This window comes from Bradyrhizobium oropedii, assembly GCF_020889685.1.
Classification (GTDB): domain Bacteria; phylum Pseudomonadota; class Alphaproteobacteria; order Rhizobiales; family Xanthobacteraceae; genus Bradyrhizobium; species Bradyrhizobium oropedii.
Map to the genome: position 1 here is coordinate 1 of NZ_JACMYO010000168.1, position 18,977 is coordinate 18,977.

Genomic DNA, 18,977 nt, shown 5'->3' on the forward strand with positions numbered 1-18,977 from the left:
CGGCGCTGACCGTCGCCGTCGCCCTCGGCGGCGCTCGCTTCTTCGCCGGCCGCCCGGTCGTCGGCGAGACCTTCGGTCTCGTCGGTCTCGACCTCGGCTTCGTATTCGAACAGTTCTTCCTCGTCGTCGGCTTCGTCGACCTGCGGCGGCGAGGCGGCAGCCTGGGCCACCAACAGCGCCTTGGCGGCCTCGAGCGTATGCACCTGCTCGCCGCGGTCGATAATGTAGGACTGCTGGGCGCTTACGGTGGCATCCGCGGCGACCGCCAGCGATACCTTGAAGGCGTCTTCGAGGTCGCGCAGATGGCCGCGCTTGTGATTGAGCACATAGAGCGCGACGTCGGTGCGGGTACGGACCACGAGATTGTGGGTCGCGCCCTTCATCAGGATTTCCTCGATGCCGCGCAGCAGTTGTAGTGCCACCGACGAGACCGAGCGGACGTGGCCCGAGCCGCCGCATTGCGGGCAGGGCTCCGTCGAACTATCCAGCATGCTGGCGCGGATGCGCTGGCGCGACATCTCCAGCAGACCGAAATGCGAGATGCGGCCGACCTGGATCCGCGCACGGTCCTGGCGCAGGCAGTCCGACAGCTTGCGCTCGACCGCGCGGTTGTTGCGCTTCTCGTCCATGTCGATGAAGTCGATGACGATCAGGCCCGCGAGGTCACGCAGACGCAATTGACGCGCAACTTCTTCCGCGGCTTCCAGATTGGTCTTGAGCGCGGTGTCCTCGATATGGTGCTCGCGCGTGGCGCGACCGGAGTTGACGTCGATCGAGACCAGCGCCTCGGTCTGGTTGATCACGATGTAGCCGCCGGAGCGCAGTTGTACGGTCGGCGAGAACATCGCGTCGAGCTGGCTTTCGACGCCCATGCGCGAGAACAGCGGCTGGCCGTCGCGATATTGCTTCACCGCGCGCACATTGGCCGGCATCAGCATCTTCATGAAGTCGCGCGCTTCGCGATAGCCGGCTTCGCCCGCCACCTGAATCTCGTCGATCTCCTTGTTGTAGAGGTCGCGCAGCGAACGCTTGATCAGCGAACCTTCCTCGTAGACCAGGGTCGGCGCCTGCGACTTCAGCGTCAGGTCGCGCACCGTCTCCCACATCCGGATCAGGTATTCGAAGTCGCGCTTGATCTCCGGCTTGCTGCGGGAGGCGCCGGCGGTGCGCAGGATGATCCCCATGCCCTCGGGCACGTCGAGATCCTGCACCACTTCCTTCAGCCGCGAACGGTCCTGGGCCGAGGTGATCTTGCGGCTGATGCCGCCGCCACGGGCGGTGTTGGGCATCAGCACCGCGTAACGGCCGGCGAGCGACAGATAGGTGGTCAGCGCGGCGCCCTTGTTGCCGCGCTCTTCCTTGACGACCTGCACCAGCATCACCTGCCGGCGCTTGATCACTTCCTGGATCTTGTACTGGCGACGGGGGCGGAACGCGCGCTCCGGAACCTCCTCGAGCACATCGTCGCCGCCGACGGACTCGACGACATCCTCTTCCTCGCCTTCCTCGCCGTCATCCTCGTCATCGTCTTCGCCGGCATCGTCGCCGTGCCGAGCCTCGGGCGCGGCTTCGTCCGCAAGCGTTGCATAGTCGGCGACGGCGTGCTCATCGGCCGCGGCGTGGACTTCGTCGGCAGCCACATGCGGCGCGTCGTCGGCATGCGCGGCGTTTTCCTCGACCTGTTCCTCATGGGCCCGCTCGGGCTCATGATTGATCTCGCCGGTCTCGACGATCTCCGGCACCGCTGACGCGACGGAGGCTTCGACCACCGCAACGACGGGGTCGGACGCGGTGTCGGCGGCCTGCGCTCCGCTTACGGCAGGGACGTGGTCGTGTTCGTGGGTATGATCATGGTCGTGGTGGTCATGATCGTGATCATCGTGGCCATGATCATCGTGCCCGTGAACGTCGTGACCATGGTCATGATGCTCATGGTCATCGTGATGCGCATGCTCATGCGCCTCATGCTCGTGACCTTCGTGGGCGACCACACCATGGTCGTGATACCCGGCATCATGGTCATGATGCTCGGCGTCGACGGGGTGTTCATGACCCTCGACGGCGGGCAGCGCCTGCGCGTTACCTGCGCCCTCGACCACCTCGCTCTGGACGCGGTCGCCATGGCCGCGGCGACGGGCATTGCGATGGCGCGACCGGCGGCGATGGCCGCGGTTCTCGTGCTCTTCCTCGGCCTCGCGATGGGCGCGCTCGTCGGCTTCGATCAGCGCCTGACGGTCGGCGACCGGGATCTGGTAATAGTCGGGATGGATTTCGCTGAAGGCGAGGAAGCCGTGCCGGTTGCCGCCATACTCGATGAAGGCAGCCTGCAGTGACGGCTCTACGCGCGTGACCTTGGCGAGGTAAATGTTGCCGCGCAGTTGCTTGCGCTGGGCGGTCTCGAAATCAAACTCTTCGACGCGATTGCCGCGGACCACAACGACCCGGGTCTCTTCCGGGTGGGTGGCATCGATCAACATCTTGTTGGGCATTTTGGAACTCTTGACGGCGGCGGGCGCGGATCATGGCGCGCGCAAGCTGCGCCGCCCGGTGACGCGACGGTCCACCTGATTCGGGGGTGAGGGGAAGGCCAAAACGCGTCTCGCGGCGCAGCGCCGGACGGGAACTCACCGGGATGATGCGACGGGCGAAGTTTTCACCTCGCGTCAGCGCGATCATTCGGGGGATCCAGGTCGGCAACACAGTCTGGCGCATTAAGCGTCGGCCCGTCTAAACATGTTGGCGGCGAGAAATACCGCCGTATCTTTCGCTGAAAGCCCCGCCTGGCGCCGAAACGCCTGCCGGCCATCGCATATCGAGGCCCCAAGGGACCGGATAATCGGTTATGCCGTGTCTCAAACCGTCCCTCTGGCGAGGGAGTGTGCCTGGGACCGGACGCCGCTCGGGCTTGAATCCGCCACTCCGTGTCAGCCGCGCGCGGCGCTGGCTGGGGAGGGACCGGAAAAACACGGCGGGATCTTCGACGTAGAAGGTTCCACCGCTGCACCAAGAGGCTGAACGCGACACAACCGGGAGTATTAGCCGTCAGCACCCCGTACATACGTGGATTGACCGCCGCGTGCAAGGGAAGCGTCACGCCGCCGCAACACTCGGTTCTTTTCGCCCGGGCGTCATTAGGGTGCGATTAACCGTGTGGTTCTAATGCGGTAAGAAGCAGCTGGGAGGCTCCGAATCGGGGTGGAGAACCGCGCAAAACACCTTGTTTTTCTGAGCTGCGGGCTGTTGTGCGCCGCAGCATCGGTGTTTGCGGTCGCCGGCGCCCCGAGTGCCGCCGAGGGACCGCAAGGCGGCCAATCGACCCCGGCCGCCAATGCCCCGGCCGCCAGTGCCCCGGCCGCCAGTGCCGCGACTGCAAGTGCCCCGGATTTCCCGATCGCATCCGGCGCCAGGCTCGCCGGTGACGACAAGCAGACCCGATTCATCCTCGACCTCGACCGGAAGATCGAGTTTCGCGCATTCCCGCTGGCCGACCCCTACCGGGTCGTGGTCGACATCCCGCAGGTCAATTTCCAGCTCGCGACCGGTACCGGCTCGGCGGGGCGGGGACTGGTGAAGGCGTTCCGCTACGGGCTCGTGATGCCGGGCGGCTCCAGAATCGTGTTCGACCTGACCGGCGCGGTGAAGATCGCCAATTCCTACGTGCTCGACGCCGCCAATGGCCAGCCGCCGCGGCTGGTGCTGGACTTCGAGCAGATTGACCGCACGGCCTTCGTGCAGTCGCTTGCGCCGGAGAGCCGTCCCGAACTGAAGCCAGCGATCTCCGACCCCACCACCGCGACCATTCCGGCCGTCACGACCGCGGCGTTGCCGCCGGTTACGACCGCCGACCCGCGACCGCTGATCGTGATCGATCCCGGTCACGGCGGCATCGACAATGGCACCCAATCCGGCGACCAGACCGAGAAGAACCTGGTGCTCGGCTTCGGCCTCGCGCTGCGCGACCGGATCGAGAAATCCGGCAAATACCGAGTGGTCATGACCCGGTCCGACGATACCTTCATCCCGCTCAATGACCGGGTGAAGATCGCTCGCACCCAATCGGCGGCGCTGTTCGTCTCGATCCATGCCGACGCTCTGCCGCGTCGCGAGGGCGATGCCCAGGGCGCCACGATCTACACGGTGTCGGACAAGGCTTCCGACGCCGAGGCCGAGCGGCTGGCCGAAGCGGAAAACAAGGCCGACGCCATCGCCGGCGTGAACCTGACCGATGAGCCGACGGATGTCGCCGACATCCTGATCGACCTCGCGCAGCGCGAAACCAAGACCTTCTCCAACCGCTTCGCCCGTCTCCTGATGGACGAGATGAAGTCCACGGTGCGGATGCACAAGCATCCGCTCAAATCGGCCGGCTTCCGGGTGTTGAAGGCGCCCGACGTGCCGTCCGTGCTGGTCGAGATCGGCTACGTCTCCAATAAGGGCGATCTCGAGCACCTGGTCTCCGAGAACTGGCGGAACAAGGCCGTCGGCTCGATGGTCCAGGCGATCGACACGTTCTTTGCCAAACGGCTGGCAACTGCCGGACCGGCAAAGTGAAATTGCCCGCCTGAAAAGCCGCAGTCGTTGCGCCGAAGCCCTAGTTTGGCCACAGCGGCGACGGTATAGAGAATGGACCGCAGGTTCGCAGAATCGACCACATTGTCCGGCGGCTCTTGTATATTCGTGTGCGCTGGGTGGCTCGCTGGGCCCAAGCTTCGATGGAGAGGCCTCATTGTGTGAGGCTTCGTTATGTGAGCTGTCGCACTTTTGGACAGGCGCTTCTGACGACTGAGCGCCGGAGGGTAGGAACGGAACGTCGATAATGCGCCTGCTCGTGCGGTTTATGGGTTTCTTGTTCGCCGCCGGAACCGTTGTGTTCCTGGTCGGTGTCGCAGCCGTCGCCGGCGCCATCTGGCATTTCTCCAAGGATCTGCCCGACTACTCGCAGCTGCAGGACTATGAGCCGCCGGTGATGACCCGCGTGCATGCCGCCGACGGCGCGCTGCTCGGCGAATATTCCAAGGAGCGTCGGCTCTATCTGCCGATCCAGGCCGTACCGAAGCTCGTGATCAACGCGTTCCTCGCGGCCGAGGACAAGAACTTCTACGAGCACGGCGGCATCGACTATCAGGGCATGGCGCGTGCTGCGATCCTGTACGCTCAGAACTACGGCTCCAACCGCCGCCCGCAGGGTGCCTCGACCATCACCCAGCAGGTCGCGAAGAACTTCCTGCTGACCAACGAAGTCTCGTTCGCCCGCAAGATCAAGGAAGCCTTGCTGGCGATGCGTATCGAGCGCGCCTACTCCAAGGACCGCATCCTCGAACTCTACCTCAACGAAATCTATCTCGGGCTCGGTGCCTACGGCATCGCGGCGGCGTCGCTGGTCTACTTCGACAAGTCGGTCAACGAGCTGACGATTGCCGAAGCATCGTATCTGGCTTCGCTACCGAAGGCGCCGGCCGCGCTGCATCCGGTGCGCAACCGTGATCGCGCGATCGAGCGCCGCAACTACGTGATCGACCGTCTGCTGGAGAACGGCTGGATCAAGCAGGCCGACGCCGACAAGGCGCGCAAGGATCCGCTCAACGTCACCAGCCGCTCCAACGGCGCGCATATCTTCGCCGGCGAATATTTCGCCGAGGAAGTTCGCCGCGACATCTTTGAGCGCTACGGAGAAAAGAAGCTGTACGAGGGCGGCCTGTCGGTGCGCACCACGCTGGATCCGAAGATCCAGGTGATGGCGCGCAAGACCATGGTCGCCGGTCTCGTCAATTACGACGAGGCGCAGGGCTGGCGTGGGCCGGTTCACAAGCTCGACGTTTCCGGCGACTGGGGCGTCAAGCTTGCCGACGTCAAATCGCTCTCCGACATCTCGCCATGGCGGATGGCGGTGGTGCTGGAGACCAGCGATCAGTCGGCGCGGATCGGCTTCCAGCCAGGCCGCGAGCTCGGCGGCGCCGTCAGCAAGGAGCGGCAGACCGGCATCATCACGATCGATGGCGTGCGTTGGGCCAAGTCCAAGGGCAAGGCGCCGACCGCGGTCTCGCAGGTGCTGCAGCCGGGCGACGTGATCTATGCCGATCCGCTGGTGACCAAGGACGGCGCTGCGGTCGAAGGCCAGTATCGCCTGCGGCAATTGCCTGAAGTCTCCGGCGCCATGGTGGCGATGGATCCGTGGACCGGCCGCGTGCTCGCGATGGTCGGCGGCTTCTCTTTCGACCAGAGCCAGTTCAATCGCGCGACGCAGGCCTACCGGCAGCCCGGCTCGTCGTTCAAGCCGATCGTCTACTCGTCGGCGCTGGACAACGGCTATACGCCGTCGACCACGGTGATCGACGCGCCGATCGAGATCGATCAGGGGCAGGGCGCCGGCGTGTGGCGACCGGAGAATTATTCGACCGGCAAATATTACGGCCCGACCACGCTGCGCAACGCGTTGCAGCGCTCGCTCAACACCGTGACGGTGCGCCTCGCGCAGGACATCGGCATGCCCTTGGTCGGTGAGTATGCAAAACGCTTCGGCGTCTATGACGAATTGCCGAACTATCTGTCCTATGCGCTGGGCGCCGGCGAAACCACGGTCATGCGCATGGTCACGGCCTATTCGATGTTCGCCAATGGCGGCCGCCGGGTGAAGCCGACCTTGATCGATCGCATCCAGGACCGCTACGGCCATACCATCTTCAAGCACGACACCCGCGACTGCCGCGGCTGCGATGCCCCCGGAGGCTGGAAGAGCCAGCCGGAGCCGCAGCTCGTCGACCGCCGCGAGCAGGTGCTCGATCCGATGACCGCCTACCAGATCACCGAGATGATGGAAGGTGTGGTCCAGCGCGGCACCGCGACCGTCGTGAAGGAGGTCGGCAAGCCGATCGCCGGCAAGACCGGCACCACCAACGATGAGAAGGACGTCTGGTTCGTCGGCTTCTCGCCGGATCTCGCGGTCGGCGTCTATATGGGCTACGACAAGCCGCGTAATCTCGGCCGCACCGCGACCGGCGGGCACGTGGCCGCGCCGATCGCGCGCGACTTCCTCAAGCTCGCGCTGGCCGACAAGCCGCCGACGCCGTTCAAGGTTCCGGCCGGCATCAAGCTGATCCGCGTCGATGCCAAGACCGGCATGCGTGCCGGCCCCGGCGACGGCGGTAACACCATCCTCGAAGCGTTCAAGCCGGGCACCGCGCCGCCCGACAATTACTCGGTCATCGGTGTCGCCGATGCCGACGGCCGCGCGCCCCAACCCCAGCCGTCGCAGAGTGGCGGACAGCAGCCCGACGGCGGCTTCTTCATGCGTCCGGGAACCGGGGGGTTGTACTAGAGCGTTTTCAAGCGAAGCGGATCCTGGTTCGCGTGAAGAAAACGCGTCAAAACAAACGCCTGGAGCTCCGGTCCGATCGGAACGGAATAGCTCTAGCCGCCAGTATGTCCAAATCGCCGGGATAGTGCGGCCAAGCCGATTGCGCTTTGCCGCGCCGGTCGCTACATCCCCCGGAACCTTTTTGCCAACACCTGAAAGACCATGCGCGCGGAAATCGAACGCCTTGTTGAAGAGATCAAGCAGTCAGTCGGGCTGCTGAGGAGGCATCTTTGACGTCGATCAATCGACGGCACGCCTCGCTGAGCTGAACAAGCTCGCTGAAGACTCCAATCTCTGGAACGATCCCCAGAAGGCCCAGCGGCTGATGCAGGAGCGCACCTCGCTGGAGGATGCGCTCTCCGGAATCGGCAAGGTCGAGCGCGAGCTCGAGGAGCAGGTCGGCATGATCGAGCTCGGCGAGGCCGAGAACGATGCCGGTGTGGTCACCGAGGCCGAGAAGGCGCTCAAGGATCTCAAGAAGGAGGTCGCACGGCGCGAGCTGGAAGCGTTGCTCTCGGGCGAGGCCGACAAGTTCGATTCCTATCTCGAGGTGCATGCCGGTGCCGGCGGCACCGAGAGCCAGGACTGGGCCCAGATGCTGCTGCGCATGTACACGCGCTGGGCGGAGAAGCACGGCTTCAAGATCGAGTTCCTCGAAGAATCCCAGGGCGAAGAGGCCGGCATCAAGTCCGCCACCATCCAGATCTCCGGCCACAATGCCTATGGCTGGCTGAAGACCGAGGCCGGCGTGCATCGCCTGGTGCGTATCTCGCCGTTCGACTCCAACGCGCGGCGGCACACGTCGTTTTCGTCGGTGCAGATTTTCCCCGTGATCGACGACTCGATCAAGATCGAGATCAAGGAGTCCGACGTTCGCACCGACACCATGCGGTCGGGCGGCGCCGGTGGTCAGCACGTCAACAAGACCGAGTCGGCGGTGCGCCTGACGCACATTCCGACCGGCATCGCGGTGGTCTGCCAGGCCGGCCGCTCCCAGCACAAGAATCGCGCACAGGCCTGGGACATGCTGCGCGCGCGGCTTTATGAGATGGAGCTGAAGAAGCGCGAGGAGCAGGCCGCCGCCGATCAGGCCGCCAAGACCGAGATCGGCTGGGGTCACCAGATCCGCTCCTACGTGCTGCAGCCCTACCAGATGGTGAAGGATTTGCGCACCGGTGTGCAGACCTCCGACACCTCCGGGGTGCTCGACGGCGATCTCGATGAATTCATGGCGGCGACGCTGGCGCAGCGTGCCTTCGGCACCGGGCCCGGCTCCGTCGAGGATGTGGATTAGCCCATGCCGCGCGTCGCATTCATCGGATTGGGACGCATGGGCCACGGCATGGCCGGCCGTTATCTCGATGCCGGTTTCACCGTCGCGGTATGGAACCGGAGCAAGGCCAAGGCCGAGGATTTGATCGCGCGCGGCGCGCTGTGGGCGACCTCGCCGGAGGACGCCGCGATCGATGCCGATGCCGTCATGACCATGGTCGCCGACGACGAGGCATCGCGCGCGGTCTGGCTGACCCGGGACGGCGCCGCCGCCACCATGAAGGCCGGCACGCTCGCGATCGAATGCTCCACGGTCTCGTATCAGCACACGCTCGATATGGCGCGCGAGCTGCAGAGCCGCGGCCTGATCTACATCGATTGCCCGGTCACCGGCCTGCCGGAGGCCGCCGCCGCCGGCAAGCTGACGCTGCTGGTGGGCGCTGCCGCGGCCGATCTCGATAAGGCACGGCCGTTCCTGGCCCCGATCGGCAGCACGATCCGTCATTTCGGCGCGGTCGGCACCGGCACCGTATTCAAGCTGATCAACAATTTGATCGGCGCGGTGCAGATCGCAAGCCTTGCCGAGGGCGTGGCGATTGCCGAGCAGGCCGGCCTCGACATGCAGCTCGTAGCCGAGGCGCTCGCGACCGGCGCGGTGGCAAGCCCGCAGGTGATCCGCCACAGCAAGCGGATGATCGACCGCAACTTCTCCGGCGCGTCCTTCACCGCGGCGTTGCGTCACAAGGACGCCGACTACGCCGTGCGGCTCGCCGAAACGCTGCTGCCCGGCGTGCCCGTGAGCCGCGCCGCGCTCACCGCCTACGACAAGGCGAAGACCCACGCGCCCGATTCAGACGAGGGCCAGATGATCGAGATCGTGTCGCGGCCGAAATAGGCAGAGCCGCCATTCACGGAAGTCGGGTGGGAATATTCGCGGGCGCGCGCTAGTCAGTTGTGCGAGTGCAAGTGAGTGCCCGACATGCCTTCCGCCGACAATCGCATTGATAGCCGCGACTGGGGGCTGCTCGCTCTGTTGTCGGTACTCTGGGGCGGCTCGTTCTTCTTCAACGGCGTGATCCTGCGCGAATTGCCGCCGCTGACGCTGGTGCTGCTGCGCGTGACCTTGGGCACGATCATCCTGCTGCCGCTGCTGCGGGCCCGGAAGATCGAATTCCCCCGCGGCCTGTCGGGCTGGGCGCCATTCGCCGCGATGGGGCTGTTCAACAATGTGCTGCCGTTCTCGTTGATCGTGTTCGGGCAGACCTATGTTCCGAGCGGGCTCGCCTCGATCCTCAATGCGACGACACCGCTGTTTGCGGTGATCGTGATGGCGGCGGCCGGCGAGGAGAAGCTGCAGGCGCGCCGCGTGGCGGGCGTGGTGGTCGGTCTGATCGGGGTTGCGATCCTGCACGGCGATGCGCTTGGTTTTGAGAGCAAGCAGGGCATCGGCATCCTGCTATGCCTTGCGGGCGCCTTCAGCTACGGCATCGCGGCGCTGGTCGGGCGGCGGCTGCCGCAGCGCGTGCCGCCGCTGGGGACGGCGACGTTCCAGATGATCGCCTCGGCGGTGCTGATGGCCCCCATCGCCGCCGTCGTCGATCGGCCGTGGCTGTTGCCGATGCCGCACGCGACGACGTGGCTTGCCGTGCTCGGGCTTGCGGCGCTGTCGACGGCGCTGGCCTACATCGTGTTCTTTCAGATCCTGCAGCGCTCCGGCGCGACCAATGTGATGCTGGTGACGCTGCTGATTCCGGTTACCGCGATGCTGCTCGGATATCTCGTGCTCGGCGAGCCGATCGCACTGCGCGAGGTGATCGGCGCGCTGGTGATCGCGAGCGCGCTGCTCCTGATCGACGGGCGCGTGCTGAGCTGGTTCAGCGGCGCGCCTGCTTCCACGCCGCATACCATCCGGTAAAGCGTCCGCTGTCGCGCTCGCCGCCGTGCCAGGCGGCATAGGCGGTGCTGTCATCGGCGACCAGCACCACGGCATCGAGCCCTCTGGAACGGCGCAGCGTGTCCATCGCCTGCGCCGGCGTCTGCGCGATGGGACCCGCGACGTTGAACGAGGTGTTGACCGACATCTCGACGCCGATGTGGCGGCCGAGCGCCTTCAGATAGGCGTAGGTGAGGGGATCGTCCGCCTCGCGCACGATCTGGATGCGGCCGGTGCCGTCGGCATGCACCACGGCCGGAATCTTCTCGCGCGCCTCCGGCTTCGAATGTGCGGTCAGCACCATGTAGTTGTAGGCGTTGTAGTCGTCGTCGGAGGCGCCGTCTTCCAGCTCGAAATAATCGCGCGCGGCTTGCAGCGTCGCCATCGGCGCCAGCGGCCGGATCGCCTCGCGATACTTGACGCGTTCGTTGAGCCGCTCGCGGACCTTGGGATCGCAGGGATTGGCGAGGATCGAGCGGTGGCCGAGCGCACGCGGGCCGGTCTCGGCCGCGCCTTGGTAGATCGCGATTACGCCGCCTTGCGCCACCATGCTGGCCATCAGGTCCGCGATCGCATCGCGCCCCTCTGAAGTCGCCACATTGCCGATCGCGGTCGAGGCGATGTCGTCGGCTCGCAGCGCCGCGGTAATGTCGGCGTTTGACGGCGGCAGGCCGCAATAGAATGCGTGCGACAGCGCCGCGCCGCGCGGCGCACCCGCCATATGCGCGAACAGCCAGGCGGCGCCGATCGGCACGCCGGGATCGCCGGGCACCGGCGGCACCCACATATGCAGCCGCGTCTTGCGCTGCTGTGCGCGTTCGAACCACGCCTCGTCGAAATGCTCCAGCAGCCGCATGTTGCCGAGCGCGTTCAGCGCAACGCCGCCGGTCAGCACCAGGCGGTCGGTGCCGGTGATGCGCAAAAGATGATCGATGACATGGATCATCGCGTCCTCGAACACCAGTTGCGTCGCGGCCGCCTTGTCGACGCGGTCCTTAGTGTCGGGGCGGTGATTGATGTCCTCGACGCGCAAGACGGCGTCGGGATTCCAGAGCTGGTCGGGCCGCAGCGGCGTGCCCAGGATATCGATCAGCGGCTGATGATAGGGATTGCCGGCGGGGTCGGCGTACCAATTGGCCATCGCGCGATTGAGCAGCACGCTGCCATTGGGCCTGAGCTGCAGCACTGCCTTCAAACGCGAATAATAAGGATTGGTGGCGCGGTTCATGTCGCCCCAGGCGGCGGCGCCCATGTAGCGGCCTTCGCTGGAGAGCCAGGTCCAGCCGCCCTGGCTCGACGAGATCACCGTGTAGAAGGCACCGAGCGAATCGAACAGGCTCTCGTTGCAATAGAGCTGCTTCATCTCGCCGTCCTCGGCGACATAGAGCGAGATCGAGCCGATGTCGCCGGTGCCGTCGAGCACCGCGATCGCAACGCGTTCGCGCACCTCGGCGAATGGCGATGCCGTGAAGGAGTACCAGGCGTGATTGTCGTGATGCGGCATGCAGATCAGCGGCAGCTGCTCGCCGAGCCCGTACATCTTCCCGAGCCTGCGCGAGATGCGCCGCACCTGGTCCATCTGTCGCAGGTTGATCGCGGGCGCGATCGGTGCGTTCAGCAATTTGAGACTGGCCGGCGCTTCCTCGAACGAGGTGCGGATCAGCAACGCCATCAGCGCCGGATAGTCCCACGTCGTGACGAAGGCTGCGATGTCGCCGATATCGCGGCCCATCCCCTGCAACACCTTGCGCATGTCGTCGAGCGCGTATTGCGGAAACTCGTTGGTGTGTTTGTCTCCGGAAAAGCGCTCTTCCTCGTTGTTGACGATCAGGCGCGGGCCGTTCTTCTGGGTGACCTCGACCAGTGCAACGCCGGTGTTGTGCGTGCCGGGGCAGGCGAGGCCTGCGATGTAGACGGTCTCGCCACGCTGCAGCTTGTCGCGGATCGAAGCGATCGTGCGTTGCGCGACCTCGCCATTGGCCTTGTGCAGGCCGAGCTTCGCCATCGCACGTTCACTGAGGCGGCGTGTGATCTCATAGCCCGCGGCCGCAAAACGCGGATGCCTCGGACCGGTACGAATGTCCGGTTTACGCAATCAGAACGCCTCGACTCGTGATCCCCAGATCGACCTTCAATCATAATTAGCGCCAGGCAACAATGCCGTTTCGCCCAACGGAAAAACCCGGCGCTTGCCAGCCTGTTCGTCCCTTGCGAGACTTGCCATCAAAACCAACGACAATAATCGGGAGAAAACGATGCGGGCTCGTTCTGGATATATTGGCGCAATCGCGGCGTTCGCAAGTGCGGCACTGATTGCGACTTCGGCGTATGCGCAGAAGAAATACGATCCCGGCGCGACCGACACCGAAGTCAAGATCGGCAACATCATGCCGTATAGCGGGCCGGCATCGTCCTACGGCGTGATCGGCAAGACCGAAGCCGCGTTCTTCAAGATGATCAACGAGCAGGGCGGAATCAACGGCCGCAAGATCAACTTCATCAGCTACGACGATGCCTATTCGCCGCCGAAGGCGATCGAGCAGGCGCGCAAGCTGGTCGAAAGCGACGAGGTGCTGTTGATTTTCCAGGCGCTCGGCACGCCGTCCAATTCGGCAATCATGAAGTACATGAATGCCAAGAAGGTGCCACAATTGTTCGTCGCCTCCGGCGGCACCAAATTCGGCGACCCCAAGAACTTTCCCTGGACCATGGGCTTTCAGCCCAACTACCAGAGCGAAGGGCGCATCTACGCGAAATACATTCGCGACAAATTCCCCGACAGCAAGATCGCGGTGTTCTGGCAGAATGATGACGCCGGCAAGGATCAGTTCAAGGGCCTGAAGGACGGGCTCGGCGACAAGGTCAACATGATCATCGCCGACAAGTCCTACGAGGTGTCCGATCCCTCGATCGATTCGCAGATCGTCGCGCTGCACGATTCCGGCGCCGATATCTTCTTTTCCTGGGCGGCGCCGAAAGGATCCGCGCAGGCGATCCGCAAGGTCGGCGAGCTCGGCTGGAAGCCGAAATTCTTCCTCGCGAATACCGCGACGACGGTTGCCTCGGTGTTGAAGCCGGCAGGGCTCGAATACGCCAAGGGCATCATCTCGACGCAATACCTGAAGGATCCAACCGATCCGACCTGGGACAAGGATCCTGCCGTCGTGAAATGGCGCGAGTTCATGGACAAATATTATCCGGAAGGCGACAAGGCCAACTTCAACAACGTCTACGGCTACGTGCAGGCCGAGGCGATGGTGCAGGTCTTGAAGCAATGCGGCGACAATCTCACGCGCGAAAACGTGATGAAGCAGGCGGCCAATCTGAAGAACTTCCACTCCGACCTGATGCTGCCGGGTGTCATGGTCAACACCTCCCCGGACGATTATTTTCCGATCGAGCAGATGCAGCTGATGCGCTTCAACGGCGATGCGTGGGAGCTGTTCGGGGATGTGATCACCGGCGAGGTCGGGCACGAGGCGACGAGGTAGGGAGCGATCACCACAAAGGCGCTATTCGCTGCCGCAAACACTTCCGTCGTCCCGGCGAAAGCCGGGACCCATAACCACAGGGCGCCTGTTGTTGGAACGAACTCCGGCCTCGGCTTTGCAAGCCAATGGGCATTTGTGGTTATGGGTCCCGGGTCGCGCTTCCACCTTCGCTCGTTGAGCTACGGCGGACAAGTCGCTTGCCCGGGACGACACCGGGTCTGTTGCGCCGGTGGTGAATCAAACATCCGCGTCCCTGCCGTCACTCCCGGCGTGCCGCGGCGGAGCCCGTCAGGACCTTCTCCGGCCGGCGGGCGCGGAGTGCCATGCCGCCGGCGACGCCGATCACGTAGATCCAGCCCTCGTGAAAATCGGACAAATGCGAATTGAGCAGCGAGCTCGTGATGTTCTGCACGACGACGGCGAGCCCGATCCATGTCGCGAGATCGCGGCCTCCGAACAGCCTGACGTGGCTGGTCCACATCGCGTAGAGCAGCAGGATGCCCAGGAGACCCCACTGGATCGCGACATTGAGGGTCTGGTTGTGCGGGTAGTTGATCACCTCGGCCTGCAAACCGGTTTGTCCAACTGCGTCTTGCACGAACATGTGCTTGATCGAGCCGGTGCCGTGCCCGAACCCGTGCACCAGCGCCCGCAAGCGCGTGTGTCCGGAGGTAACTTTCCCATAAGTGGAAAATGTCACACATCAAAGGAGGTGGGATTGTATCCCACGCGGCGGACGGCTAAAGTTAGGCATGAATGCCAAGGCCCCCAAGTCGAAGCCGGGATCGACTGCGCCGATCGCCGCAGCGGCGCTGCACGCGCCCTTGGCGCGGATGCTGCGTCCGCTGGTCCGGCTTTGCATTCGCGGCGGCATGACATTTCCGGCGCTGACCCAGCTGCTGCGCGAGCTCTATGTCAATGTCGCTGAACGCGACTTCGCGCTCGAAGGCAAGGAGCAGACCGACAGCCGCGTCAGCCTGTTGACCGGCATCCACCGCAAGGAGGTGGCGCGGCTGCGCGGCGCCGGCGCGCCGGTCAATGCGGTGCCGGCGACGCTGTCGCGCACCAGCGCGATCATCGCGCGCTGGCTGGCCGCGCCCGAATTCACCGACGCCAAGGGCGTTCCGCTGCAGCTGCCGCGCACCGCGGATGACGCGCGCCGTCGTTCGAGACGCTGGTCGAATCGATCACCAAGGACGTGCGGCCGCGCGCGGTGCTCGACGAATGGCTCGACCGCAAGCTCGTCACCATCAATGACGACGACGAGATCATGCTGGTCGAGGAGGCCTTCGTCCCGCATGGCGACGACGACCGCAAATGGCATTATCTCGGACGCAATTTGCACGACCATGTCGCGGCCGCCGAGCTCAACGTGTCCTCGGCCACGCCGCGCTTCCTCGAGCGCGCGGTGCATTATGACGGGCTGTCGGCCAAGCTCGCCAAGCGGCTTGAGGGGCGCTCGCGCGAACTCGCGATGGAGGCGCTGAAGGTCGCCAACCGTGAGGCCAACCGCGCCTTGGCCAAGGACAAGGGCGGCGACCATCGCTGGAATTTCGGCATTTACATCTATCGCGAGGGTCCGGACGGCCCCGTCGACGATGATGCCGACGAAGGCGGCGTATCATGAAGCGGCCGCCGCTCATCTCGCGCCGCGCACTGCTGATCGGCGCAAGCGAGACCGCTTGCGCCGATGTTCAGATCCATCGTTGTGCGATTGAGCTAGCCCGCGCTGAGCCGGACGCCGGCGCGGAGGAATTTCTGCGGGTCGACCGCTTCGCCGTCGATGCGGGTTTCGTAATGCAGATGCGGGCCGGTGGAGCGGCCGGTCGAACCGACGGCGCCGATCACCTGGCCGATCTTAACGGTTTCGCCGACCTTGACGCCGATCTCGGAGAGATGGCCGTAGCGGGTCGAGAGGCCGTTGCCGTGATCGACTTCGACCATGCGGCCGTAGCCGCCTGCCCAGCCCGCCGACACCACCTTGCCGTTGGCGGTGACGCGCACCGGATCGCCTTGCGCGGCGCGGAAGTCGAGCCCGGTGTGCATCGCCGGACGGCCGAGGAAGGGATCGCTGCGGACACCGAAGCCGCTGGTGAATTCGACCTCGCCGACCACCGGCTTGCGATAGGGCACCAGCGCCAGCGTCTGGTTCAGCCGCTGCATCTGCGCACGGTTGATGTTGATGCGGTAGAGCTGGCGCTCGAACGCGCCGGCGTCGGACGTAAGCTTCACCGGCACGAACGGTCCGCCCATGCCCGAGCGCGGCGTCGCGGCTTCGAGCTGCGCCATGTTGAGGCCGAGATCGGAGATCACGCCGCGCATCCGGCGCACCCGCGATTCGATGCCGTCCTCGACCGAGGAGAGCGCAGCGACCTGGCGCCGCTCGACCTGGTCAAGCGAGGTCTGCAGGCGGACCAGCACATTGTCGACACCCTGGGCCTTGGCGAACTGGTTCGGCTGCGCCTTGGCAATCAGCGGTGCGCGCGATTCCAGCCGCGCCTCGCGATCCGGCGGTGCCACGAAGATCACGGTGTCGCTGATCGGGGAGGGCTTCAATGAGCCGGAAGACGGCGCCGCCTCGGCGCGGCCCTGCGGCTTGATCGATCCGGTAGAGGTGGCATCGGGCATCGCACCAAGCGCAGTGGCGCGCGATTCCAGCGTCGACTGCCGCTTCATGATCTGGTCGAGCTTCTGGTCGAACTGCTCCTGGTCGAGCAGCTGGCGGCTGGTGGTGCGGTCGACCTTGGCGCGCAGCTCCGAGATGCGGTCCTCATAGGCGTATTGCATCTCGGCCTGACGTGCGATCAGCCGGGTCAGGACGTCGTCACGGAACGCGAAATAGGTCGCGGTCGCCGCCGACCACATGCCGAGCAGGACGACGGTGCCGACCGCGATCCAGAACACGACCGGTCCGATCCGGACCTGCTTGCCGGCATGGACCAGCGTATAGCCTTCGCCGGAGGCCTCAACCGCCGCCGCGGCGTGATGGGCGGCGGGACGGCGCGCCGGTGACCGGCCATGGTCCTGCGGATGATGGTGTTTCTGGTGATGACCGGACCGGCTCGACATCGGTACTCCCGCAGCCGGTCGGACCAAGCTCCGTACGGCTAATTTGCGGGGCCGATTTGAGCCCGCCATGGTTAATTTTCAGGAAACGGAACCCCTCCGTCAGAGCGCGCGGGCGGCCTCCAATACCGCTTCGGCATGGCCGTCGACCTTCACGTGGCGCCAGATCCGGGCGACTTTTCCACTAGGATCGACCAGAACCGTGGTGCGAATAATTCCCATGAAGGTCCTGCCATACATGGATTTTTCGCCCCAGGCGCCATACGCTTCCAGCATCTTGTGGGCCGGGTCCGAGGCCAGCGGCACCGCCAGCTGGTGTTTGTTTCGAAATGACTCCTGCGCCTTAACCGTATCGGCCGATATGCCGACCACCTCGGTCCCGTGCGCGGCGAACTCACCCTTGAGCCGGGTGAAGTCGATTGCCTCCCTGGTGCAGCCGGGGGTGTCGGCGCGCGGGTAGAAGAACAGCACCAGCTTCTTGCCGGCAAAATCGGCCAGCGAGACGCTGCCGCCGCCGTCGCGCGGCAGGTTGAAGTGAGGCGCCGCAGCGCCTTCGGCAAGTGTGACGGCGGATGATCTGGTCACGGTCGCGGCCGGCTCCGGCTTTAACGGTTTCGATGCAGCCTTGTGCGAGGCTTTTCCTCGAACACCCGCTGCGGGCTTGGTCTTTGTTGGCTTAGTCGCTTTCTTGGCGGCTGCCTTCTTCGCAACCGTTGTGCGGGTTTTCGTCGCGGACTTCCCAGTGCTTGCGCTTGCGGCGCGCGCAACCTTCGTTGCGACCCGCTTTCCGGTTGTGTTGGAGGATTTCTTGCGCGTTTTCTTGGACATACGCCTTCCTTTCGTCGCTTTCCGACGCTCAACCATTGGGGTATTGCGGTCTCATCGCAGCGGCTGGATTCGCATCGGCCGCTGGGCAAGTTTGATGGCCACGGAGTATGGTGACAAGGAATTCGACGCGTTACCCGTCCGCTTGCTGAATTGGCGTTTGATTGGTTGGTTTGGTCCGTTTTGGGGGCCATCGGCGAGTAACATGAATAGGCGAGGATAGGCGGCGATGCCGACACGGGAGCGCTCGATACGAATCGACGGGCGCCCCGATGACGGCGATCAGCTTCGCCGTCAGCACCGAGAGGCAATGGCAAGGAACAGGTCGCCGCAGGGTCCAAATCCGCGCGCCGGGGCTGACTTCTCGCAACGGGAAGACGACGCCGCGTGGGACGAGCAGGATGAGGCGGCGGGCAACCGTGCGCGGCAATTGCTGTCGCGTTCCAACACCAACCTGCATCGTTTCACGGATTTCTGCTCGGGCATGCAGCGCTGGCTGAACGGCGAGCGCTGGATCCGTCGCATCGGATTGGTCCTCGTGGTGCTGGTCGTGATGTTCGCGACCTGCTTCGGCGCGCTGTGGTGGCGGCTCGGCGCCGGTCCGATCAATCTCGATCTGGCGACGCCTTGGCTTGCCGCGGCGATCGAGGAAAATATCGGCCACGGCAACACGGTCGAGGTCGGCGGAACGCAGATCGAGCGCGCCGGCCGCGTCAGGATCGCGGTGCGTATCCGCGACATCATCGTCCGCGACCGCGACCACGCGGTCGTTGCAAGCGCGCCGAAAGCCGAAGTGCGGTTGTCCGGAACGGCGCTCCTGATGGGGCAACTGCGGGCGGAGAGCCTCAATCTGGTCGATGCGGAACTGTCAGTGCGCATCACGCCGGACGGCAATGTCACCGTGTCCGCGGGCGACACCGCAAAGCCGCTTGCCACCGGCGTTGCCTCCAAGCGGGAGGCGGGGATGCCGCCGACATTCCCGCGTCCGGGGCCTGCCGCACCGCCGCCGGTTACTTCGCCGCCCGCCGCCTCCGAG

General features: G+C 64.9%; 11 protein-coding genes and 2 pseudogenes. 8 read left to right on the forward strand and 5 right to left on the reverse strand.

Translation table 11 applies throughout. The annotated features are described in order from the left end of the window. Positions 1-2,489, reverse strand: a 2,489-nt coding sequence (locus H8A95_RS33285; RefSeq protein ID WP_229187030.1) for an Rne/Rng family ribonuclease, incomplete at its 3' end; no start/stop codon positions are given. A 706-nt stretch (positions 2,490-3,195) separates the two neighbouring features. On the opposite strand from H8A95_RS33285, the gene H8A95_RS33290 reads away from it, so the two are divergent. The 5 genes from H8A95_RS33290 to H8A95_RS33310 all read left to right on the forward strand — a co-directional run bounded on the left by H8A95_RS33290 (position 3,196) and on the right by H8A95_RS33310 (position 10,541). Continuing rightward, positions 3,196-4,551 carry an N-acetylmuramoyl-L-alanine amidase gene (locus H8A95_RS33290; RefSeq protein ID WP_229187031.1) on the forward strand — a complete coding sequence of 452 codons (1,356 nt, stop codon included), beginning with the start codon at positions 3,196-3,198 and terminating at the stop codon, positions 4,549-4,551. A 265-nt stretch (positions 4,552-4,816) separates the two neighbouring features. Beyond that, positions 4,817-7,315 (forward strand): penicillin-binding protein 1A, encoded by a 2,499-nt coding sequence (locus H8A95_RS33295; protein WP_229187032.1) that lies wholly within the window; start codon positions 4,817-4,819, stop codon positions 7,313-7,315. Positions 7,316-7,516: 201 nt separating this feature from the next. Next, positions 7,517-8,648, forward strand: a protein-coding gene (gene prfB / locus H8A95_RS33300) for a peptide chain release factor 2 (RefSeq protein WP_229187033.1) whose coding sequence is annotated in 2 segments (ribosomal slippage) — positions 7,517-7,585 and positions 7,587-8,648 — 1,131 coding nt in all. Because the reading frame shifts where the segments join, the coding sequence is not laid out codon by codon here. 3 nt (positions 8,649-8,651) lie between these two features. Next, positions 8,652-9,521: an NAD(P)-dependent oxidoreductase gene (locus H8A95_RS33305; RefSeq protein ID WP_229187034.1), complete on the forward strand. Its 870-nt coding sequence runs from the start codon at positions 8,652-8,654 to the stop codon at positions 9,519-9,521. 84 nt (positions 9,522-9,605) lie between these two features. After that, complete coding sequence (locus H8A95_RS33310; protein ID WP_229187035.1) at positions 9,606-10,541, forward strand: DMT family transporter; 936 nt, start codon at positions 9,606-9,608, stop codon at positions 10,539-10,541. Here H8A95_RS33310 and H8A95_RS33315 read toward each other — a convergent pair. Next, positions 10,501-12,564 carry a carbamoyltransferase C-terminal domain-containing protein gene (locus H8A95_RS33315; protein WP_229187036.1) on the reverse strand — a complete coding sequence of 688 codons (2,064 nt, stop codon included), beginning with the start codon at positions 12,562-12,564 and terminating at the stop codon, positions 10,501-10,503. The two genes, H8A95_RS33310 and H8A95_RS33315, sit on opposite strands and share 41 nt — an antisense overlap. Before the next feature lie 250 nt (positions 12,565-12,814). On the opposite strand from H8A95_RS33315, the gene H8A95_RS33320 reads away from it, so the two are divergent. After that, entirely contained in the window at positions 12,815-14,050 is a 1,236-nt protein-coding gene (locus H8A95_RS33320) for an ABC transporter substrate-binding protein (protein ID WP_229187037.1), read from the forward strand. A 259-nt stretch (positions 14,051-14,309) separates the two neighbouring features. Here the strand turns inward: H8A95_RS33320 and H8A95_RS33325 are convergent, their stop codons facing one another. Next, entirely contained in the window at positions 14,310-14,705 is a 396-nt protein-coding gene (locus tag H8A95_RS33325; RefSeq protein WP_420839495.1) for a hypothetical protein, read from the reverse strand. 97 nt (positions 14,706-14,802) lie between these two features. On the opposite strand from H8A95_RS33325, the pseudogene H8A95_RS33330 reads away from it, so the two are divergent. After that, positions 14,803-15,677 (forward strand): annotated as a pseudogene (locus H8A95_RS33330) (DUF6502 family protein). Positions 15,678-15,769: 92 nt separating this feature from the next. Here H8A95_RS33330 and H8A95_RS33335 read toward each other — a convergent pair. Together H8A95_RS33335 and H8A95_RS33340 are read right to left on the reverse strand one after the other, a co-directional pair. Continuing rightward, complete coding sequence (locus tag H8A95_RS33335) at positions 15,770-17,119, reverse strand: M23 family metallopeptidase (protein WP_229187038.1); 1,350 nt, start codon at positions 17,117-17,119, stop codon at positions 15,770-15,772. A gap of 99 nt (positions 17,120-17,218) precedes the next feature. Next, complete coding sequence (locus H8A95_RS33340; protein WP_229187039.1) at positions 17,219-17,944, reverse strand: peroxiredoxin; 726 nt, start codon at positions 17,942-17,944, stop codon at positions 17,219-17,221. A 226-nt stretch (positions 17,945-18,170) separates the two neighbouring features. Between H8A95_RS33340 and H8A95_RS33345 the strand changes: the two are divergent. After that, positions 18,171-18,977: pseudogene (locus tag H8A95_RS33345) on the forward strand (YhdP family protein); the annotation flags it as partial.